The organism is Sphingobacterium sp. SGR-19, assembly GCF_011043555.1.
GTDB lineage: Bacteria > Bacteroidota > Bacteroidia > Sphingobacteriales > Sphingobacteriaceae > Sphingobacterium.
The window spans coordinates 690,216-711,300 of the sequence record NZ_JAAKGS010000002.1; the positions used below are offsets into that span (position 1 = coordinate 690,216).

Genomic DNA, 21,085 nt, shown 5'->3' on the forward strand with positions numbered 1-21,085 from the left:
TTGTTGTGAAACATGCCTAAAGCAAAAAGGTTGTCCACGATAGGACAACCCTTTTGCTTTTTACATACTTATTGAACTTAACTATCCGCCGATTTTTGTCCGGCTGATGAAAGATTTCCTTCTGCAAGAAGATAACGCAGATCGTCAGAAGCAGGAAGCTCGAACACCTCGAGGTGAAAGTATTTTATTGCTGCGAATAAATGATCAAACAAATCAGACATCGTATTTTCGAAGAATGTCCATTGTGTACCATTCGTAAACATGTACAGTTCAAGCGGCAAACCGTGTTCATTTGGAGCTAGCTGTCGAACCATCAACGTGAGCCCTTTATGTATATCTGGGTTATGCTGCGCGTAAGCATTTATATACGCCCTGAACAGGCCTACGTTGGTCATACGTCTACCATTGACCAGTACGGATTCGTCCACGCCGGTGCGCTGATTGTAGGACTGAATCTCTTCTTCTCGCTGCGCGATATACGGGGCCAGTAGCTTAATTTTCTTTAATTCTATAATTTCTTCTTTTGTAAGGTATCGAATAGAGGAAATCTTGATGTTGATGGAGCGCTTAATTCGTCTACCGCCCGAATCCTGCATACCTCGATAATTCTTGAAAGCATCGCTCAACAACGTATAAGTAGGCAATGTTACAATAGTTTTGTCGAAATTTTGTATTTTAACGTTGTTGAGATTAATCTCTAATACGTCACCGTCTGCTCCATATTTACTCATCTCAATCCAATCGCCCACGCGAACAGAATCATTAGCCGATACCTGTATACTGGCTACAAAACCGAGGATAGTGTCCTTAAACACCAACATGAGGATAGCGGACGCAGCGCCCAACGAAACGAGGAATGACCAGGGTGAATTACCTGTTAGTATGGAAACGATGAGCGTACCGATAACAAAAATCAAAAATATCTGTAAAACTTGCAAATAACTATCAAGAGGTTTATCTACAAAAGCTTTCGATGTACGCAAAATATCCCGTCCGGTCTTTAATAAGCTGTTGATAAACGCATATACGGATAAAATAACAACAATATGGAGAAATTTATTCAGACCCGTTGTGAAATTTGGAAATCCAACAAAGATAAACGGTATCATTTGTTGTGCTATAATAACGAGAATAAGCAAGCTAAGTTTATTTAATACTTTGTTGTTTAGCAGAAAATCGTCCCAACTTGTCTTCGTTTTCTTAATAACCTTCGTCAAAACGGAGTTAAATATAGCGCTGATGATAAAGTTGACTATATACAGTATCCCAAAAGCGATGACGAGTAGACTAGCAGAGGTAACGATATGGGCAAGTTTGTCTGACAAACCCGCGTTTTGTATGAAGTCAAATGTCCAATCGTAGAGGGCACTGGTTTGCTGTGCAGCCATGTTAATGAAGTCTGTTTTTTCCATTTTAGTAAACTGTCCTTTAATGGTAATGGAGCTATCAGATTTATTCACTCCCTGCGTGGTGGAATACGTCATGATGGTTCCATATTAACCAACAAATATAGGTAAACGTGAAGGAAAAACGACATTTTAGGAGGCTTTTACACTTTTAGTCGGTGTTCCCGTCGTGTTTATGTTTAAATAAAAAGCTAAATAAAAGAGCAACTATAAGCGTATAGCCGGCAAAAGCCAACCATATCCCACGCCAATCCTTTAACAAAACGTGTTCACTCAGGAGGCCGTCAGACAATATCGATATCCCCCGGGAATGGATAAATTGAAGCAGTGTGCTATTCATCGTTTCGGTCTGTAGATAGGCTGCCAGCTCCTCCACACTGAAAAATTCCAGCGTAAAATAATGGTCTATTACCCAACCCGAAATTAGGCTCCCCAATATGGCGCCAAAGCCGTTGGTCATCATCATAAAGAGACCTTGCGCAGCACTGCGGATGTGCGCTGCGGTAGATTTTTCGACAAATAAAGATCCTGATATATTGAAGAAATCAAATGCCATCCCATATACAACGCACGAAAGGATGATCATCCATAAACCCGTTTGCGGGTCGCCGAATGCGAATAACCCAAATCGAGCTACCCAGGCCCACATCGCGATGAGCATCACCTTTTTAATACCAAACCTTTTCAAGAAAAACGGGATAGCCAAAATAAAGAGTGTTTCCGAAATCTGTGAAATGGACATAATGAGCGTAGAGTACTTAATAGCGAAAGAGTCGGTGTACTTTGGATAAAACTTGAATTCATCCAGAAATACGTCGCCGTAAGCATTAGTTAGTTGTAATGCCCCTCCCAGAAACATGCAGAAGATAAAAAAAACAGCCATCTTGTAGTTTGCAAACAACTTAAATGAATCTAGTCCGAATGTTTTTGTCCACGATTGCTTTTCTTGATGCTTTCTGTTTTTTGGTGGGCATATAGGGAGCGTAAGCGCGTAGAGTCCTAAACCCATTGCGGCAGCTCCCGCGATATAAAACTGATATGCTGTCGCCTTATTGCCTGTCAGATTAACTACCCACATGGCTGTAATAAAACCGATCGTGCCCCATACCCGTATAGGCGGAAAAACCTTGACCACATCATATCCCTTCGCGACCAGTGTCGTGTAAGAAATGGAGTTTGATAATGCCAACGTAGGCATATAGAAACCCATCGCCAACAACATAATATAAAAAAATGTCTGTGGATTATCTACTTGTGGCAGGTAAAATAGGGTTAGGGAATATAACAAATGTAGAATACTATATAATTTTTCTGCATTTATCCATCGGTCGGCAATGATACCCATGATGGTTGGCATAAAGATTGCCGCAATGCCCATGGTGGAAAAAATCGCACCAAATTGAGTGCCATCCCATTGTTTTGTGCCAAACCAATAGTTGGCGATTGTAATGAGCCAAGCTCCCCAAACAAAAAATTGAAAGAAGCTTACAATGGTTAGTCGTAATTTAACCCTTTTTTCTCCTGTCGATTTCATCACGTATTTTAGCCGCAGTCTCGTATTGCTCCGCTTCGATTGCTTTTTTGAGATTAATCTCCAGTTGATCGTCGCTCATATTAAAATAAGGTGATTTGGGCGCGTGCTCTTTTTCCGCGGGTGTGGGAGTTGCAGTCGTCATCGTGTTTTCTTTTGGAAGACCTTCCAGGTTTTCCAAAAAAGCAAAATCGTTGCTTTCAATAACGATACCCGCCGCATCCATAATGAAGTCGTATACATATATAGGTGCTCCGAAACGTACCGCTAACGCAACTGCGTCAGAAGTTCGAGAGTCGATGTCGAAAGTTTTATCGCCATTAGAGCAGACCAATTTCGCGAAGAAGATGCCATCTATCAAATTGTAGATCAGCACTTCCTGAATGTTGATTTGGAAGTTGTCGGCAAAAGTCTTGAAAAGATCGTGTGTTAATGGGCGGCTTGGTTGCATTTTTTCGATTTCTACCGCAATGGCCTGTGCCTCAAAACCTCCAATGATAATGGGTAACCGACGATTACCTCCCATCTCCCCCAAAACCAGTGCATAAGCACCAGATTGTGTTTGACTGTACGATAACCCCACTATATCTAATTTGATTTTCTTCATCCTTAATGCCTAAACTATAATACAAATATGTAAATATTCGGGACAAAATAAAAACCTTCAAAAAAAATGATCGGGTGTAACCGATTACAACCCGACCATTTTTACTTTGTTTCAATTGTTTGTTTAGTGATTCTTATATACTTTGAACGCATCAATTAGTCTAGGGACGATATCAAAAGCATCCCCCACGATGCCGTAATCAGCTACTTTAAAGAATGGCGCTTCGGGATCATTGTTGATCACGACTATGGTTTTCGAAGAGTTTACGCCCGCAAGATGCTGGATTGCGCCCGAAATGCCGATAGCAATATACAGATTTGGACTTACCGCTAATCCCGTTTGTCCGACGTGTTCCTCGTGCGGACGCCAGCCCGCATCCGATACCGGTTTGGAACAAGCCGTAGCAGCACCCAATACATCAGCCAATTCCTCTATCATACTCCAGTTTTCGGGGCCTTTTAACCCGCGTCCGGCAGACACAACAATATTCGCTTCGGGTAATGGTATTTTGTCTGTTGCCTGTACGATATCCTTAACAACCGCAGATAAATCTGTTGCGGCAACTTGCGGTTGGAAACTTTCGATTTCGACCATTGTGGGCGCTTCTACCGCTTCGAAGGTGTTCGGCGTCAAGGCGATTACCTTGACAGGAGCAGCGATCTCCTGAGTTGCGATGGCCTTGCCCGAGAAAGCAGATTTTTTTATTTCCCAGACCTCTCCCTTGATGATGGGTAATGTAATTGCCCCGTCAGCAAGTGCAGCGTCCAATTTGGCTGCAATACGTGGAGCCAGCCCTTTTCCGCTAAAGGAATTAGATAGTACGACAGTCGTGGCTTGTATGCTCTTCGCCACCTCTGCGATAACAGCCGCATATGCTTGATTGACGAAGTGGTGCAGCTGTTCAGTATTCACTTCTATTACTTTCTTTACGCCGTAGCGACCAATACTCTCTAGAGATGCAGCCCCTACTTTTCCGATACTGAGTGCAGAGACAGGCTGACCGATAGCGTCTCCGATAGCTTTCGCGTAGGATACCGCCTCGTATCCGGATTTTTTAAATGCTCCCGCGATATTTTCGATATATACTAAAATTGCCATAATAAGCGCTTTGATGAAGATTTATATAACTTTTGCTTCGCTATGTAACAACTCAACCAGTTGAGCGACGTTGTCTTTGTCGATAAGCTTAACGTTGCCTCGAGGAGGTGGCGTGTCAAAACGCGTGATATGGGATAATGCAGGTACATCAAGGGCCTCTTTAACTTCGAGCGGTTTTGAGCGCGCACCCATAATCCCGCGCATGTTCGGTATTTTAGGTTCTGCCACTCCCTCTGCTGTTCCGATAACCGCCGGCAGTGGAATTTGTACCACTTCTTTACCGCCCTCAATTTCCCGTTCTACTGTAGCGCTTGTGCCGTCGATATCCAGCTTTTTAGCAATCGAGACAGATGGTATACCCAAAAGTTCTGCAATATACCCCTGTACCAAGCTACCATTATAATCAATCGATTCGCGCCCGGTCAAGATAAGGGCGAAGCCCTGTGTCTTGGCATAAGAAGCGATTTGATTCGCCACAAACCAAGCGTCACGTGGACGGGCATCTATGCGGACAGCGTTATCTGCACCGATGGCCAGAGCTTTCCTAATCGTGGGATCCGAAGCAGCTTCGCCCACATGGATAACCGTTATCGTACCTTGACCATTGCCCGCAAGTTCAACAGCCTTGGCTAGTGCAATTTCATCGTACGGATTAATGATGTATTGGATGCCGGCCGTATTGAACGCCGTATTATTATCCGTAAAAGTGATTTTGGATGTCGTGTCGGGCACATTGCTTATACATACAAGTATCTTCATGGGAGTATATTTTTTTTAGCCTTCACACAAACCTATTAATTTCAAAAACCAAAAACAAGAAACGATGTTTTGTAAGCCGTCAGCAAATTGTCATTTTTCTATGCATGCATAGTATTTTGTAATCGTGAACCATAAACAATTTTATTAATTTTGCTTTACCATGGGTAACAGACTAAAAGAATTACAGCAGTTTTTAAAAGAAAGCCCGAATGACCCTTTTTTAAAATACGCTATAACGATGGAGTATAAAAAAAAGGGCGATAATGAAAACGCGCTTGCCGGTTTTCAAGATTTGCGGACAAACCATTCGGACTACATTGGAACGTATTACCATTTTGCTAAATTTTTAGAAGAGCAGGGGAGGAGGGAAGAAGCGTTGGAAATTTATAAAGTGGGGATGGAGATTGCCCAGCGACTACGAAATCGCCATGCCTATGGAGAACTGTTGAGTGCCTATAATATGGCCATGGGAATGGATGAAGATGAATGGGACGATTAAAAACGTTAAATAAGACATAACGGAGGCGTTGTGGTACTTTTTTTGTTATCAATAACAAAAATCTGGTATGATGCGTCTCGTGATATATATAAATGGATTGTTGTTAGGACTCTTAGTCGCCGTTGGTTGTGTGAATACCCGAACGAATGCCAATATTGAAAATAACAAGTTTGGAAAAGTAAGCGAGGGTCGGTTGGTCGGAACATACAGAGGTAATCTCCCCTGTACGGATTGCGATGCTATCGCCACCTCGTTAACGTTGGCAAACGACAAGGCTTACACTTTAGAGTATATATATGTCGGCAAAAGTGTAGAACCCTTTTCTAAAACAGGCACGTGGGAACTACGGGACGGAGAACTTAATTTGGAGGGGTTAGATTACAAATATAAAGTGGAACCCGACCAATTAAGACAATTAGATCTGTCTGGAAAAGAGATTCGCGGTGAACTGGCGGAGCGCTACGTACTCCATTATGCTAATTAAAAGCCTTTATCTTTCTTCAAGCTGAACAGATATCTTTCAGTTTTTCCACCACAAAATCAATTTCCTCCATTGTATTGTATTTGCTAAAGGAAAAACGGACAGCAGGTTTATCTTGGTCGCCACCCAATGCTTGAAGTACATGGCTACCCAACTGAGAACCGGAACTGCATGCACTTCCTCCCGAGGCAGAGATGCCGGCAATATCCAAACTAAACAGTAACATGTCTGCAATTTCTGTGCAAGGAAGTGATACATTTAAGACGGTGTAAAGTGAATCCTCGGCATTTATATTTCCGTTAAATGTAACCTGAGGAATGTTATTTTGCAGTTCAGCACGCATATAATCTTTCAGCCCTTGAATATAATTCCGGTGAGTCTCCATGTTTTGATAACACAATTCCAGTGCTTTGGCTAGACCCACGATGCCGTAGACGTTCTCTGTTCCCCCACGCATGTTACGTTCCTGCGCACCTCCATAAATGAGCGGTCGGATTTTGTTTTTACCGTTGATATAGATAAAACCTACTCCTTTTGGCCCGTGGAATTTATGAGCAGCACCTGTCAGGAAATCGATATGCAACGTGGAGAGATCGTGCCCGTAATGGCCCATGGTCTGCACGGTATCTGAATGGAAAACCGCATTAAATTCCTGGCATATTTCAGAAATTTTATAGATGTCGGTTAATGTACCAATTTCATTGTTAGCATGCATCAGCGATACGAAGGTGCGCGGGTTGTGAGATAACAGGTCTCGTAAATGATCCAAATCAACGTTGCCACGTTCATCAACTGCGACAAAATCCAATTGTATAATGTCCCTTTTTGCTAAATCTTCCAATGTATGCAAAACGGCGTGATGTTCCAAGGGAGAAGTAATAGCATGTGTAATTCCTAGATCGATCATCGACCTGACAATAGCCATATTATCTGCTTCGGTACCGCCGGAGGTAAAGAATATTTCGGACGGGGAAGCTTTTAATAAATTTGCTACGGTTTTTCTAGCCTTTTCAATGATAGTTCTTGCCTGACGACCGTGTGCATGGATAGATGAGGGGTTTCCAAAATGCTCCTGCATGGTGTCTGTCATGACTTTTATCACTTCGAGATCTAATGGAGTAGTAGCGGCATTATCGAAATATACTTGCATGGGGCAAAATTAAGGAATTTTTATGTTCTTTTTTTCCTCAAAAAAGAACCAAAAAAATCGTCGCTTCAGATATTTGAGACAGTGGATAATGCTAAGAATGGATTTGTACAGACCTCAAATATCTGGATGCGACAGTCAAAGTTAAGGGAGGAGTAGTGCAATGCGTAGTAGAACGCAACCCATTATGAATAGCAATTATGCAGAGTAAAATGGCCTTATATCGTTCTGCGTCCATTTTTCTGCATGCTATTCCGTTAAGAACAAAATTTGTTTGAAGCGGAGCGAGTTTATTTTGTTTAGGAATAGAAAAAGAAAAATAGCAGAACTATATTCAGTCTTGACTTTTTGTTTCTTTTTCGTCAAGGAAAAAGAAATGCAAGAAAGATTTTTATCAAGAAAAGAGAGGTAGAGAATTTGTCGAAAGAAATGGTTCTTTATTTCGATATTTCTCTTCGTTTCTTGAAAAGAAAAAAGATAGAAAATACCCCCCCTAATAAAGCCAAGTATAAAATCAAATCACCATTTTTGGTGTAAAAAGTCAATTCCTCATTCAGGTTAATTTCTTGTGTTAAGGCGTCGGGTGTCCACCAGGATGTCTTTTGGACAATATCGCCGCGTTGGTTGATGAAACCGGAAATACCTGTATTGGCGGATCGTGCTACCCAACGACGGTTTTCTATTGCCCGTAGTTTGGCGTAGAGTAGGTGCTGGTCTTTTCCGGAAGTATTGCCCCACCATCCGTCGTTGGTTACGATGGCAATAAACTGTGCGCCTTTCCGAATATAGTCGCCTACATAATCGCCCCAAATGGATTCATAACAAATAACCGGGGCGGCTCCAATACCACTTTGGGAGTAAAATACCGATGGTTCTGCCTGGCTGCCATACCCTCCTGTGGAGCCACCGAAATGCGCAAAAAGAGGCTTCATAAAGCTCAGTATCTCCCCAAAAGGAAGCTGTTCTACCCCGGGAACTAACTTGGATTTATGATAGAATTGAAGTTTGCTCGATTGATCGATCAACACAGCTGCGTTAAAAGGATCACGGAAAGTGCCATTTCCGAAATCTCTGGCAGTTGCGGTTTTTGGATAGTTGTAAATCTGATAACTTTCTATACCCGACAGTACATTGCCATTTTTGTATTTATCAAGGAACTCGATAACCCGTTCATAAGCCGGATAGCTTCTAAATTGTTCCTCATCAATACCCCATCCCTCTGCCGAGATTGCTGTTTCCGGCCATAAGAAAAACTCGGTGTTCGGTTTGGCAACGCGTTCCGATAGCTCCAATAGTGTCGATAATTGCTCTGAAGGAGGAATAAAGCCAAATTTACCGTAAGGGTCGATATTCGGCTGAACCACGACCACTTCCGACGGGTTGATATGCTCGGTGTACGTATTATACTGGATAAGGGAAATAGTGATGGGCGAGATCAAAACGGCCGTAATAGCAATAGATAGCTTTTTGGTGCTATAGGCCTCTATCTTTTCACGTTTTTGCCAGATCAAAAGAAACGCTAAAAAGTTGACAATCCAAATCCATACGGTACCGCCAAAGACACCTGTAAAGCTATACCATTGGATCAGTTGATGGAAATTAGCAAAACCATTTCCCAATGTCATCCAAGGAAAAGATAAATCCCACCATTGGTGAAGAAACTCGTAGCCCACCCAAAACGAAACCAACCCAATAAAACTATAGATTATAGCTGTTTTTTTACGCAACTCGTAGTAAAGCCGAAAAACGACAGCCATTAGTAGCGGAGCCAATCCAAAAGGAATAAGAGAAATCAGGAGTGATACGTATGATGGCAAATATGCATTCATCGCATTATATACCCAATAGATAGACGCAGTATTCCACACGAAGCCTGTGAGAAAACTTAACCAGAAAATCTTTTTTCCTTTGTTAGTATAATTTCCTCTGATGACCCTTTCGATAGCAACCAGTAATGGTACGAAGCCAACAAACAACAAAGGGCTACTATAAGGAACGGGAGGCCAACCCAACCATAAAATTATGGCGCTTAGAAGTGCTAAAAGGTAATTTTTTTTCACGAATTAGAGTTGTGATAAGAGTTCTGATTTTTTGTTCTCATATTCAGACTGTGTGATCAACTGCCGGTCATAAAGTGTTTTTAGCTTCTTTAGTTTTTGTGTCAGCTCATCATCCTCCGAAACGGATATGCCAGTCTGTTCTATTATTTCATCCTCTTTGTTTTCCGCTGTTACCGGTCGCGTAGCTGGTTCGTCAACGACAGGTTGTACCGGTAATGTGAACTGCTCAGGTGGTTTTTGCTCGAGAACAGTCGGCGTAGGCTCTTCACTTTTGTGGCCTGACGGATTTTCCAATGCTGTTTTGATCAGTTGGTACAATTTGCGTGCCTGCACCTTTGGAATATAATCGATAGTCAGGTTCTCACCTGTAAAAGGTATGACCGTAACCTTCGATCCGAAGATTTCCTCTTTAAAAGCGATGTCCTTGATGTCGTTCCACGAAAAAATTTCAAAGTTGGTTGCTAGTCCCAGCTTGGTAAACTCGCAAAGGAAAATACGCCTGTTGCTGATCGTGATGCTATCCGGTAATAACGTCACCGCAGGTTTCTTTTGCAGCGAGATATATTGTATATACTCACCCGCCGTTAGCATATCTACTATCTTCGTATGGATTCTTTCCACCACTTTGGCGTCCTGTCCATCCTGAATAAATTTATCTACACTCATTTTTCAAATTTAAAGCTTTCACTCTTCATATTTCACGTTTTCCCGCCTACACAAAATACAAATTCCCCCTTAATAGGATGTTGTTCAAAATGTAATTTTAGCGTTGCAAGCGTTCCTCTAACCGTTTCCTCGTACAATTTACTAAGTTCCCTTGAAATAGAAGCTTCCCGATCTTCGCCAAAATATGCTATAAACTCTTCTATCGTTTTGAGGATGCGGTGGGGAGATTCATAAAAAATCATCGTACGCTTCTCCTCGGTAAGTTGTTTTAAACGTGTTTGGCGTCCTTTTTTAACCGGGAGAAATCCTTCAAAACAGAATCTATCATTAGGTAATCCGGAGTTGACCAATGCGGGTACAAAAGCGGTGGCGCCTGGAAGGCATTGTACTTCCAAACCCTCCTTGATTGCCTCTCTAACTAATAAAAAACCCGGGTCGGAGATGGCTGGTGTTCCGGCATCGGAGATTAATGCTATATGTTGTCCCTCTTTCAGAAACCGGATAATTTCGGTTACGGCCTTATGTTCGTTATGTTGGTGATGTGCAAATACTTTCTTCTCAATACCAAAATGTTTGAGAAGCGGAGCACTGGTACGGGTATCCTCAGCCAAGATGATATCAACCTCTTTCAAAATACGTATAGCCCGAAAGGTCATATCTTCCAGATTACCAATAGGCGTAGGCACTAGATATAGCATGATCAAAGGTAAGAAATAGTTATGAGTGATAGGTTATTAAAAAAATATCCCCCTCGGGGTGAGGGGGATTAGTCTTCAAAATCTGTGAAGTCATCGCCATCGTACGCGAACTCCTGTAAGTCCGGGTAGATGTCCTGTTCGAAAATTTCTAAATCTTTTAACATCTTTATTATTTTTTAAATTACACTACAAACTTAATATTGTTGTATAAACTAATAATAACGCGTATATCAAATAATTGTTAATATGATTGTTATTGGTTCTAAATTATACAATATTTTTAATAATTTAAAATATTATATGTTATAATTTCAGTATTATGATTGTTTTATTGGTATTCTCTTTAAAAATGGAGGTCCGGATTGTATTATCCCCTTTTTAACAAGGGACGTCACATCCGGATGTTTGAGGTCTGTATAAATTCATCCTTAGTACTATCCATTATCTCAAATATCCGAAGTGACGAGCTTTTTTGTTTCTTTTTTTGCGGAAAAAAAAGAAAGACCAGTCTACACTTCTTATCTTTGTGCTTCTAAACTACTTATTCATTTATGTTACAGTTAAATTATATCCGTGAAAACAGGGATGCAGTAATCGAACGGCTAGCGGTAAAGAATTTTAAAGATGTGCAATTGGTTGATGAAGTCATCCAACTGGACGAATCGCGTCGCAAAATTCAGAACGAATCGGATGCAATTGCTGCAGAGGCCAACGCTGCTGCCAAGCAGATTGGTGACTTGATGCGCCAAGGAAAGAAAGAAGAAGCCGAAGCGGTGAAGTCAAAGTCGTCCGGATATAAAGAACAAGTAAAAGAGTTAACAGAAAAGCTGTCGGAGGTCGAGCAAACATTGCACGATAAAATTGTGCAGTTACCTAATTTGCCGCATACGTCTGTCCCAATAGGCGTTGCTGCCGAAGACAACGAGGTCGTTTTGGAACACGGTGTGGTCCCCACATTAGCGGACGGAGCGCTATCGCACTGGGAATTGTTGAGCAAATACGACATCGTGGATTTGGAATTGGGCGTGAAAGTAACAGGGGCTGGTTTTCCGGTATATAAAGGAAAAGGTGCACGTTTGCAACGCGCACTGATTAATTTCTTTTTAGACCAAGCGGTCGCGGCTGGCTATACTGAGGTGCAAGTACCGATTCTTGTGAATGAAGATTCTGCTTTTGCAACGGGGCAGCTGCCGGATAAAGAAGGGCAGATGTATCATGTTGGTGGTGACGATTTTTATCTAATTCCGACAGCGGAAGTGCCTGTAACGAACTTATATCGCGATACGATTGTGAAGGAAGAGCAGTTTCCCATTAAACATTGTGCATATACCCCTTGTTTTCGTCGTGAAGCAGGTTCCTATGGCGCGCATGTGCGTGGTTTGAATAGATTGCACCAGTTCGATAAAGTAGAAACCGTGCAGCTAGTTCACCCGGATAAATCCTACGAAGTATTGGAAGAGATGAATGCGTATATCCAGGGGTTGTTGCAGCAATTGGAATTGCCGTATCGTGTATTGCGCTTGTGTGGAGGGGATATGAGTTTCACATCCGCGCTCACTTATGATATGGAGGTGTTTAGTGCCGCTCAGCAACGTTGGTTGGAAGTCTCATCCGTATCCAACTTTGAAACCTTTCAAGCTAATCGCCTGAAAGTGCGTTTCAAAAATGAAAATGGCAAAATGCAATTCGCTCATACCTTAAATGGTTCGGCATTGGCATTGCCGAGGATCGTAGCGTCTATCCTAGAAAACAACCAAACCGAAAAAGGTATACGTATTCCTAACGTTTTGGTTCCGTATACGGGTTTTGAATGGATTGATTGATTATTAACAATAACAAGCTGTTATGATATAATGCCCCGTAAAGTTAGCAGCTTTATGGGGCATTTGTTATGTGTCACTTAACTAAAATTTTCTAATAACAAGGATCTAATAGGGACTTCATACGGACCTTGTTCGGACCTCATTCGGATAGAAGCGTATCAAATCCGTTTGATTACCCTGCAATTTCTGTTTAATGTGAATAGCAGGAATTAATTTGTTATAAAGTTATCCTTTTCTTGGTTCCATGCGCACCAGATATTGATCATTATCATCTTCAAAAAGAATCTGAACAACCCAACCCTCTTCGTGTGCGATTTTAATCAACTTCTGCTGGTCAATATACAACCATTGAAAAGGCTTTCCAAGATTTCCTTTGTACTCGTATTGGAAACGAATTTCACCAAAGTAATGTTCCGGTTTGGGGATGCGGTATTCCTCGTACAGATAGGAGATGTTCGACGAGTCAAAGAGCAGTTGTCCTTTTTCCGAGAGCAATTTTTTGCTATGACGGAGTAGTTCCCGTAGACCCGCGATCGTACCCGCAAGTCCGACTCCGTTCATCAAGAAAAGAAGCGTGTCATAACTCCCTGTTTTCAACGAAAAAAAATCCTCTCGGATGATGTGCTGCACGCCGCGTTGCTTCATGATACTACATGCGGCTTCCGATATTTCCAGTGCATCCACTTTAAAGCCTTTATCTTGTAGGTACAATGCGTGGCTACCGACGCCCGCTCCGACATCCAATACGTGGCCATCACACAGCGCAAGAGCAATATGTTCCAGTTCGGGAAAATCGGTCTCGTCCCGAAAAAAAACTTCAATGGGCATTTCTTCTATATCGCCATAGCTACTATGCAGCAACAAAGGATTCTTTAAGTCGCCGAGCACGTGAAAATCATACAAGGCTTCTCCATATACGTCGCGCTCCATCAGTCTTCTATTTTCAATATTTGTTTGGCAATAGCAATTTCGTCTGGACTTCCTGTATGTTTGCCCGGCTCATCAGAAAGTTTAATGACTGCTGTCCAGTCGCCGTCTTCGGGTTTTGCCTCCACCATTTTCAACACGATATTCATGCGCGGTAGGCCGACATCGTTCGTGAAGTCTGTCCCTATTCCGAAGGAGTGCCCGATTTTCCCCTCGCAAAAACCGACGATATTTTCGACTTTGTTGTAATCCAGTCCGTCGGAGAAAATGATGGTCTTCGACTGGGGATCTATTCCCTGTTTTTTATAATGTTCGATGGTCATTTCGGCAAAGGTAATGGGATCACCGCTATCGTGGCGCACACCATCGAACAGTTTGGATAATTTTTTATCAAATTGCTTGAAAAATACCGCTGTCGTATAGGTGTCCGAAAGCGCGATACCTAAGTCTCCTCGATACACATCCGACCAGTGTTCAAGCCCGAGCAGATTCGCCATCTTGTACCCATATTTAGCAGCATGAAACATAAACCACTCATGGGCATGGGTGCCAATGGGCGTTGTCTCATATTTCATGGCGAAGTGTACGTTGGATGTGCCAATAAAGGTTTGGGATGGGTGGTTTTTAAGCGTACGCATGACCAGGTCATGTACTCCATATGAATGGCGACGTCTGGTCCCGAAATCGGCAATGGTAATGTTTAATCTGTCGTATTTCTCCATCTTATCTTCTACCACCTGACAAACCTTATCGTTGGGGATACGCGATTCGCCGCTTACTTCATAATATAATTCGCAGATTAACGACATGATCGGTACTTCCCATAGAATAGTTCGGTACCAATAGCCGTTTATCGTGACCGATAGATCACCTCCTGTTTGTGTAATATGGACCTCATCGGGATCGTAACGATAGCCTTCCAGAAAATCCAAATAGGTCGGCTCGATGTAAGGGCATTTGGTGCGTAGAAACTCTTTTTCCGTCTTCGTCAGCTTTAACTGAGCCATCTCGCCTATAGCTTCTTTTAGCAGCTTATCAAAACCCGTAGGAAAGCTGTGCTGTCCCCGGTTAATGAACTGGTATCTGGCCTGTGCTTTTGGAAACAATTTACTTGCGGCAAATTGCATCGTGAACTTGTAGAAGTCGTTATCGAGAATGGAAGTGAGTGTCGCCATGTTAGCCTTTAATGTAAAAATAGGTAAAGGTAAGGAATTAATTAATTACATAAAAAGAAGCCTCCCATCTGCATTGGCAAAATAGGAGGCTATCGCATCAATATAAAATAGAAAACTTTTATCTGCTTCCACGGGCTGACGAAGAGCGGCTGTTGTTGCTGCTTCTGCTACTTGACGTTGCTGATCCTCGCGAAGAAGAACTCCGGCGTTGTACGCTGGATCTATTCGAAGAGCTGCTGCGGGAACGGTTCACTTGCGCTGGTGAGCTACTGCGTTGGCTCGCCTGATACACACTGCTGGTGGAAGAGCTGCGTTGTTGGCGCTGCTGTTGCTTAGGTGCTGTGCGTCCCTGCTGGTTCCGATTAGGTGCAGCGCGGCGCCCGACGTTGCTTCGGCTGTTATTTTGTCGCGACTGTGTTGCCGTCGGACGGTTTCCTTCACTACGCTGTTGTGTAGCACGGGAATTGCTTGACCTAGGGCTTCGTTGTTGCGTCACGTTTTGATTCCGTTGTGTTGAACTGCGGTTAACACTTGACCGTTGCTCATTCGAACCTGCGCGGCGCTGTGTTGTCGTACCTTCGCGGCTTTTCCCATTCGGCGTACGGCCCACGTTGCGACCTTGCGTACGTCCGGAAGTGGCATTGTCGCGCGTTACACGTTGATTGCTATTATTGAGATTCGGGTTGTTACCGATATAACGTTCCTGCCTGCCGCTGTTCGATTGCGTTGCGCGGGTGTTACGATTTGATCCCGTTGCACGCACCGTATTCCGGTTACTCCGCGTGTTGGCAGCTCTATCCGGACGGTAAATGGATACCGAACGATTATCTACCCGTGCGCGACCCGGACGGTCTGTTGTGCGTACGTTTCGAACAGCTACGCGGCGACCGATATGACGTTCAATATCACGACGTGCTGGACCGCCATAATAACGGTTATTGTTCACGATATAGGTGTTGTTGATAATCGTTGTGCGGTTGTAAATGTTACGACGTCCATAAGCCCAGTGACGATGTATATGCCGGTCGTAAATACGTCTTGTGGGAAGAAACACCCATAAATTGATCGGTAAACCAACAGAAACGGTAACGCCCACAGACGGAGCCATAGGAGCCCAGCCATAGTAACCCCCGCCGCTTCGCCAGTCTACCCAAGCAGGTCCCCACTCATAACCCGGAATCCAGCCCCAACCACGGTAGTTGGTATGAACCCAACGGCCATAATGGAATGGAGCCCATCCCCAGTCGTAGTCGGATACCCAAGTGTTACCATATTCGGTCATCGTCCAGTAACCGTTTGTACCGTACGGACGAAAATTAGCCTCTGCTCTTGGAAACCAAATATCACCATAGGCAGGATCGCGATCCCAATGTCCATATGGAGATAATTCATTGTAAAATAAATCAAATGAAACTGAACCGTGAGGTTGAGCAGACACTTGTTTATGGGAGAAGACACTAAATGCAAATGCAATTAATGCAATCAGTAAGGTGGGTGTTTTTATGCTTCTCATGATCTTCGTCTTTAAATAGTAAAACTTTCGTCAATCTTATTACTATGACTGCATAGCAATAGCGAAGGTTTAATTAGCCGATCGTGTTGATGTTCACAAAAGTTTTTATCTTTGCCGAGTACTTCTTTGGAAAACCTCATACATAAATGGGACGTAAAATAGAAAAACTACTTATTGAGTTCGCCAGAATCCATCGTTTTATGATGAGTTTCCTACGGGAAGCGGTATCTCCTCCTTACGAATTTAAAGAGATTGTCCGTCAGTGTTACGAGATCGGATGGAAATCGTTTCCATTGATCAGTTTGACGGGATTTATCGTAGGCTTTGTCTTTACTAAACAATCGCGACCTTCTCTCGAAGATTTTGGCGCCACGTCCTGGCTTCCGAATCTAATATCCATTGCAATTGTTCGGGCATTAGCTCCTTTGGTTACGGCATTGATTGCTTCGGGCAAAGTCGGTTCCCAGATTGGAGCAGAGCTGAGTTCGATGAATGTGACCGAGCAGATTGATGCTATGGAAGTTTCAGGTACCAACCCGACAAAATTCTTAATATCTACGCGCATCATTGCAACGACAACGATGATTCCGGTGCTGTGTTTTTATGTAGCAGGTATTGGTTTATTGGGCGGATATTTGAGTATAGCTACCAAAGATGATTTAAGTATTTTAGCCTTTTTTACCCAAGTTTTCGAATCGATTGCAGCCAAAGATGTTTTCGCGATGGTATTACGGGCGGTAGTCTTTGGATTCACCATTGGATTTGCAAGCACTTATGTTGGTTATTATTCATCCAAAGGAACAGAAGGTGTTGGTAAGGCGGCCAATGCTGCGGTAGTATCGTCCATGTTCCTCGTGTTTATCGAAGAATTGCTTATCGTTCAATTACTTTCCTTGATTGGCTAATAAAGTATGGAGAAGAAGAAAGTAAATATCAATCAGGACGACGTGGTAATCCACGTCGATAACGTCAGTAAATCGTTTGGTGACCTGCATGTATTACGTCATGTTGATCTCCAATTATTTAATGGCGAGAATTTAGTTGTTTTAGGACGCTCTGGCACAGGTAAATCTGTACTGATCAAGCTTATATCGGGATTGCTAAAACCAGACGAAGGTGACATCCATGTGTTGGGGGAAATAGTTAACCGATTAGATGAAAGGGAATTGCGTGCCTTGCGCCAACGTATTGGTTTTTCTTTTCAGAATAGCGCGTTATATGATAGTATGACCGTGCGGGAGAACCTGGAATTTCCGTTGGTCAGAAATAAGCGTAATTTGACGAGAGCAGAAATTGATAAAGAGGTAGAGGAAGTGCTGGAAGGTGTAGGACTTTCACAAGCGATCAATCAAATGCCTTCAGAATTGTCCGGTGGACAACGTAAGCGTATCGGGATTGCCCGTACATTGATATTGCGCCCGGATATTATGTTGTATGATGAGCCTACTGCCGGCCTTGATCCATTGACTTGTCTGGATATAAACTCATTAATAAACCAGGTGCAGGAACAATATAGAACTTCATCCATTATTATTACCCATGATTTGTCCTGCGCAAAAATGGTGGGGGATAGAATGGTGATGCTGTTGGATGGTAAATTTGAAAGACAGGGGACGTTCGAGGAGATTTTTGATACGGATGATGAACGTGTGAAACCCTTTTATGATTATAATTTTATTGATTAAAGATATATGAGTACAAACGAAAGGAAGCGTTCGCTTACAGTTGGATTATTCGTCCTGATTGGTTTAATTATTTTGGTAGCGGGTATTCTGGTATTGGGAACGCAACAAAACAAATTCAGCAAGAATTTGGTTGTGACGACCTATTTCCATGACGTAAAAGGATTGAAGGTGGGAAACAATGTCTGGTTTTCGGGCGTGAAAGTGGGGATTGTCAAAGAAATAAAGTTCCAAAGTATCGACGATGTGAAAGTCGTTATGCACATTGAAGAGAAATCCAGTCAGTTTATTCGGGAAGATGTCGTCGCCAAGCTAGGTTCCGATGGATTGATCGGAAATGCTATCGTTAACCTGGTGGGAGGATCGGATGAGGTTCCACCGATAAGAGACGGCGATGTTATTAAATCGGTGGGTGGTACGGACACGGACGCCATGTTTGCAACATTACAAACCAATAATGAAAATTTAGTGGAGATAACCAAGAATTTTGCCATACTTTCCAAACAAATGGTGGAAGGAAAAGGTACGGTGGGAGCTTTAATGACAGATTCCACCATTGCACTGTCATTAAAGAGTACGGTACAAGGGCTAGACAAAACGATGGCTGATGTCAATAAAGCTTCTGCTAACCTGGTTGTTTTGATGAACAAATTAAACAGTAATCAAGGACTAATCCATGATTTGACAACGGATACGGCGGTTTTCGCAAGCTTAAGGGAATCAGCAGCGCAACTTCAAGGCGTAACAGAAACAGCATCAACGTTAATGGAAAATCTGAATGCTACTTCTGCGCGTCTCAACGATAAGAATAACGCCATCGGTGTATTGACAAATGATCCAGAAGCTGCGGAAGAGATTAGGCAGATACTTCGCAACCTGAACGGTAGTACCGATAAGCTCGACGAAAATATGAAAGCGTTGCAGAGCAACTTTCTGTTTAGGGGGTATTTCCGGAAACAACAAAAAGAACAGGAAAAGGCTACTAAAGATTCTTTAAAGATGTAAGGACATAAATGTAAAGGTGTAATGAACAACTTTGCAGAAGTCATCTCATGAAAATAACGGATAAAGATGTTATCTATGAGGACAATCACTACATAGCGATCAATAAGCGAGCTGGTGATATTGTGCAAGTAGATGATACGGGAGATAAATCATTGGAAGATATGGTCAATGCCTATCTTACCGCCAAATACCAAAAGCCAAACGGCGCTTTTGTAGGTGTTATCCATCGATTGGATAGACCTGTCAGTGGTATGATTCTTTTTGCAAAAACGAGTAAAGGTCTGGATCGCATGAACCGTTTGTTTCACGACCGGAAAGTATCAAAAACCTATTTAGCCGTCGTACGTAATCGTCCACCCAAAGATACGGATACATTAAAAAACTGGCTACTGCGGGATCGTAAAAAAATGATCACTAAAGCCTACGACCGAGAAGTAAAGGGAGGGAGCTTTGCGCAATTGGATTACGAGGTTTTAGGTGTTCTTGATGGTTATTATCTATTGAAAGTAGAACCTGTGACCGGACGTACACACCAGATTCGTGCCCAATTGGCATATATGGGTTGCCCTATCGTAGGGGACAACAAATATGGATACCCACGTGGAAGCCTTCGTCGTACAATTTGTCTACATTCCTGTTCTTTGGAATTTATTCACCCTATAAAAAATGAGAAGCTAACGCTTACCGCAAAGTTACCTGTAGACGGTTTTTGGGAACGGTTTAATATTTTGTTGAAGTAGAAATTTGACAGCTGTAAAAATAAATTACGACATAAAATTTTCCAAGGTCAAGTCACGCCAGCTGCTCACCTGTATTCCACTGCTTCGGGATTGATTTTGGTCGCCTCCGTATAGGATAAAGCCGTTTTTTGTATCACTAAGTTTCATCCAGTAGAGAAGGTTCTTGAAGAAATCAGTATGGACGGTCTTCCCGGATTTAATTTCTACAGGAGTTAGGTGGTCGACATTATCAATCACGAGATCTACTTCACGGCCTGTTTTGTCACGCCAGTAATAGAGGTTGATTTCCCTCCCGTTATTTGTCCTCTTTTTGATTAAATCTGAAACTACGCAAGTTTCGAATATATTTCCTCTAAGCGGGTGTGTTTCCAACTGTTTTTCTTGTGTTATTCCCAGCAGCGAACATACCAAGCCCGTGTCATAGAAATAGATTTTCGGTCTTTTGACAATGGTCTTGTTGAAATTTTTAAAATGTGGGCGGAGTAGGAATATGATGAAACTACTTTCAAGGATACCTATCCACGATTGTATTGTTTTGATATCTACCCCAACTTCTACCGCTAATGGCGTGATGTTTAGCTCCTGTCCGGATCGGCCAGCGAGTAAACGGACGAATCGCTCGAAAACAATCAGGTCCGTAACATTTTTGATTTGCCGTACGTCCCGTTCGATATAGGTGCGTAAGTAGTTAGGGAACCAGTCCATTGGTGGAATACCGTGGTCGTATAGCGGCGGATAACCTCCCTGTAGCAACACCGTATCCTGCTTCATTAATTCGGGAGCATCCCGGTTATATAATTCCTGTAATGAAAAAGGCAATAACTGTAGATAAGCCACCCTGCCGGCTAGGCTTTGCGTAATATTCTGTTGTAGTAAAAAGTTGTTTGAACCCGTTAATATAAATTCGCCCATTCTGTTGCGCTGATCGAGGATGCCCTGTAAATAGGAGAATAAATCGGGTGTACGTTGTACCTCATCCAAAATAGCTCCATCGGGATAGTTCCCTAAAAAACCGCGAGGATCCGCCAATGCGTATTGCCGGGTATCGGGATCTTCTAATGAAACATAAGGCTTGTCCTTAAACAAGGAGCGCACTAAAGTGGTTTTGCCCGATTGCCTTGGACCGATTACGGCAACCGCTCTGAATAGAGATGCTAATTGTAACAGTTTTTCTGTTGCTGCGCGAGGAATCATATTGCTAATATAAGTATATTGATGGAAAAATATGGAATCTAATTCCATATTTTTCCGATTGAAAAATAGTACTA

Annotated in this window: 20 protein-coding genes; 7 read left to right on the forward strand and 13 right to left on the reverse strand. The window is 42.6% G+C overall.

Translation table 11 applies throughout. The features are described from left to right. Nucleotides 1-77: 77 nt before the first annotated feature. From G5B43_RS06600 to G5B43_RS06620, 5 genes are all read right to left on the reverse strand, one after another. Nucleotides 78-1,484 carry a mechanosensitive ion channel family protein gene (locus G5B43_RS06600; RefSeq protein ID WP_206367256.1) on the reverse strand — a complete coding sequence of 469 codons (1,407 nt, stop codon included), beginning with the start codon at nucleotides 1,482-1,484 and terminating at the stop codon, nucleotides 78-80. Between the two features lie 73 nt (nucleotides 1,485-1,557). Continuing rightward, nucleotides 1,558-2,940, reverse strand: a complete 1,383-nt coding sequence (locus G5B43_RS06605; RefSeq protein ID WP_165294088.1) for a nucleoside permease — start codon at nucleotides 2,938-2,940, stop codon at nucleotides 1,558-1,560. Further along, a complete protein-coding gene (locus G5B43_RS06610; RefSeq protein WP_165293910.1) occupies nucleotides 2,912-3,544 on the reverse strand; it encodes a bifunctional nuclease family protein in 633 nt (210 codons plus the stop codon). Before G5B43_RS06610 ends, G5B43_RS06605 begins: the two co-directional genes overlap by 29 nt. Nucleotides 3,545-3,667: 123 nt before the next feature. Then, nucleotides 3,668-4,642, reverse strand: a complete 975-nt coding sequence (locus tag G5B43_RS06615) for an electron transfer flavoprotein subunit alpha/FixB family protein (RefSeq protein WP_165293911.1) — start codon at nucleotides 4,640-4,642, stop codon at nucleotides 3,668-3,670. 21 nt (nucleotides 4,643-4,663) lie between these two features. After that, nucleotides 4,664-5,401, reverse strand: coding sequence for an electron transfer flavoprotein subunit beta/FixA family protein (locus tag G5B43_RS06620; protein ID WP_165293912.1), 738 nt, complete (start codon nucleotides 5,399-5,401; stop codon nucleotides 4,664-4,666). Between the two features lie 238 nt (nucleotides 5,402-5,639). Here G5B43_RS06620 and G5B43_RS06625 point away from each other — a divergent pair, with 238 nt between their 5' ends. Together G5B43_RS06625 and G5B43_RS06630 are read left to right on the forward strand one after the other, a co-directional pair. Next, nucleotides 5,640-5,900 (forward strand): tetratricopeptide repeat protein, encoded by a 261-nt coding sequence (locus G5B43_RS06625; protein ID WP_165293913.1) that lies wholly within the window; start codon nucleotides 5,640-5,642, stop codon nucleotides 5,898-5,900. Between the two features lie 67 nt (nucleotides 5,901-5,967). After that, nucleotides 5,968-6,384 (forward strand): copper resistance protein NlpE, encoded by a 417-nt coding sequence (locus G5B43_RS06630; protein ID WP_165293914.1) that lies wholly within the window; start codon nucleotides 5,968-5,970, stop codon nucleotides 6,382-6,384. Between the two features lie 16 nt (nucleotides 6,385-6,400). Here the strand turns inward: G5B43_RS06630 and G5B43_RS06635 are convergent, their stop codons facing one another. The 4 genes from G5B43_RS06635 to rsmI all read right to left on the reverse strand — a co-directional run bounded on the left by G5B43_RS06635 (nucleotide 6,401) and on the right by rsmI (nucleotide 10,952). After that, nucleotides 6,401-7,531, reverse strand: a complete 1,131-nt coding sequence (locus G5B43_RS06635; protein WP_165293915.1) for a cysteine desulfurase family protein — start codon at nucleotides 7,529-7,531, stop codon at nucleotides 6,401-6,403. A gap of 434 nt (nucleotides 7,532-7,965) precedes the next feature. Further along, a complete protein-coding gene (gene lnt, locus G5B43_RS06640; RefSeq protein ID WP_165293916.1) occupies nucleotides 7,966-9,588 on the reverse strand; it encodes an apolipoprotein N-acyltransferase in 1,623 nt (540 codons plus the stop codon). 3 nt (nucleotides 9,589-9,591) lie between these two features. Next, entirely contained in the window at nucleotides 9,592-10,254 is a 663-nt protein-coding gene (locus tag G5B43_RS06645; protein ID WP_165293917.1) for a PH domain-containing protein, read from the reverse strand. Between the two features lie 32 nt (nucleotides 10,255-10,286). Next, nucleotides 10,287-10,952: a 16S rRNA (cytidine(1402)-2'-O)-methyltransferase gene (rsmI, locus tag G5B43_RS06650; protein ID WP_165293918.1), complete on the reverse strand. Its 666-nt coding sequence runs from the start codon at nucleotides 10,950-10,952 to the stop codon at nucleotides 10,287-10,289. A gap of 551 nt (nucleotides 10,953-11,503) precedes the next feature. Between rsmI and serS the strand changes: the two genes are divergently transcribed. Next, on the forward strand, nucleotides 11,504-12,775 hold the full coding sequence (gene serS / locus G5B43_RS06655; protein WP_165293919.1) for a serine--tRNA ligase: 1,272 nt from the start codon (nucleotides 11,504-11,506) through the stop codon (nucleotides 12,773-12,775). A 225-nt stretch (nucleotides 12,776-13,000) separates the two neighbouring features. Here serS and G5B43_RS06660 read toward each other — a convergent pair whose 3' ends face one another. The 3 genes from G5B43_RS06660 to G5B43_RS06670 all read right to left on the reverse strand — a co-directional run bounded on the left by G5B43_RS06660 (nucleotide 13,001) and on the right by G5B43_RS06670 (nucleotide 16,390). Then, nucleotides 13,001-13,705 (reverse strand): class I SAM-dependent methyltransferase, encoded by a 705-nt coding sequence (locus G5B43_RS06660; protein WP_165293920.1) that lies wholly within the window; start codon nucleotides 13,703-13,705, stop codon nucleotides 13,001-13,003. Further along, nucleotides 13,705-14,877, reverse strand: a complete 1,173-nt coding sequence (gene pncB, locus G5B43_RS06665; protein WP_165293921.1) for a nicotinate phosphoribosyltransferase — start codon at nucleotides 14,875-14,877, stop codon at nucleotides 13,705-13,707. Before pncB ends, G5B43_RS06660 begins: the two co-directional genes overlap by 1 nt. Nucleotides 14,878-14,995: 118 nt before the next feature. Then, nucleotides 14,996-16,390 (reverse strand): DUF6600 domain-containing protein, encoded by a 1,395-nt coding sequence (locus G5B43_RS06670; protein WP_206367257.1) that lies wholly within the window; start codon nucleotides 16,388-16,390, stop codon nucleotides 14,996-14,998. A gap of 146 nt (nucleotides 16,391-16,536) precedes the next feature. Here G5B43_RS06670 and G5B43_RS06675 point away from each other — a divergent pair, with 146 nt between their 5' ends. The 4 genes from G5B43_RS06675 to G5B43_RS06690 are packed head-to-tail and all read left to right on the forward strand — an operon-like array spanning nucleotide 16,537 to nucleotide 19,817. Then, on the forward strand, nucleotides 16,537-17,295 hold the full coding sequence (locus G5B43_RS06675; RefSeq protein ID WP_165293922.1) for an MlaE family ABC transporter permease: 759 nt from the start codon (nucleotides 16,537-16,539) through the stop codon (nucleotides 17,293-17,295). 6 nt (nucleotides 17,296-17,301) lie between these two features. After that, nucleotides 17,302-18,075 carry an ABC transporter ATP-binding protein gene (locus G5B43_RS06680; RefSeq protein ID WP_165293923.1) on the forward strand — a complete coding sequence of 258 codons (774 nt, stop codon included), beginning with the start codon at nucleotides 17,302-17,304 and terminating at the stop codon, nucleotides 18,073-18,075. A 6-nt stretch (nucleotides 18,076-18,081) separates the two neighbouring features. Further along, nucleotides 18,082-19,077, forward strand: a complete 996-nt coding sequence (locus G5B43_RS06685) for an MlaD family protein (protein ID WP_165293924.1) — start codon at nucleotides 18,082-18,084, stop codon at nucleotides 19,075-19,077. A gap of 47 nt (nucleotides 19,078-19,124) precedes the next feature. Beyond that, nucleotides 19,125-19,817, forward strand: coding sequence for an RluA family pseudouridine synthase (locus G5B43_RS06690; RefSeq protein WP_165293925.1), 693 nt, complete (start codon nucleotides 19,125-19,127; stop codon nucleotides 19,815-19,817). A 24-nt stretch (nucleotides 19,818-19,841) separates the two neighbouring features. Here G5B43_RS06690 and G5B43_RS06695 read toward each other — a convergent pair whose 3' ends face one another. Beyond that, nucleotides 19,842-21,059, reverse strand: a complete 1,218-nt coding sequence (locus tag G5B43_RS06695; RefSeq protein ID WP_206367258.1) for an ATP-binding protein — start codon at nucleotides 21,057-21,059, stop codon at nucleotides 19,842-19,844. Between the last annotated feature and the right edge of the window lie 26 nt (nucleotides 21,060-21,085).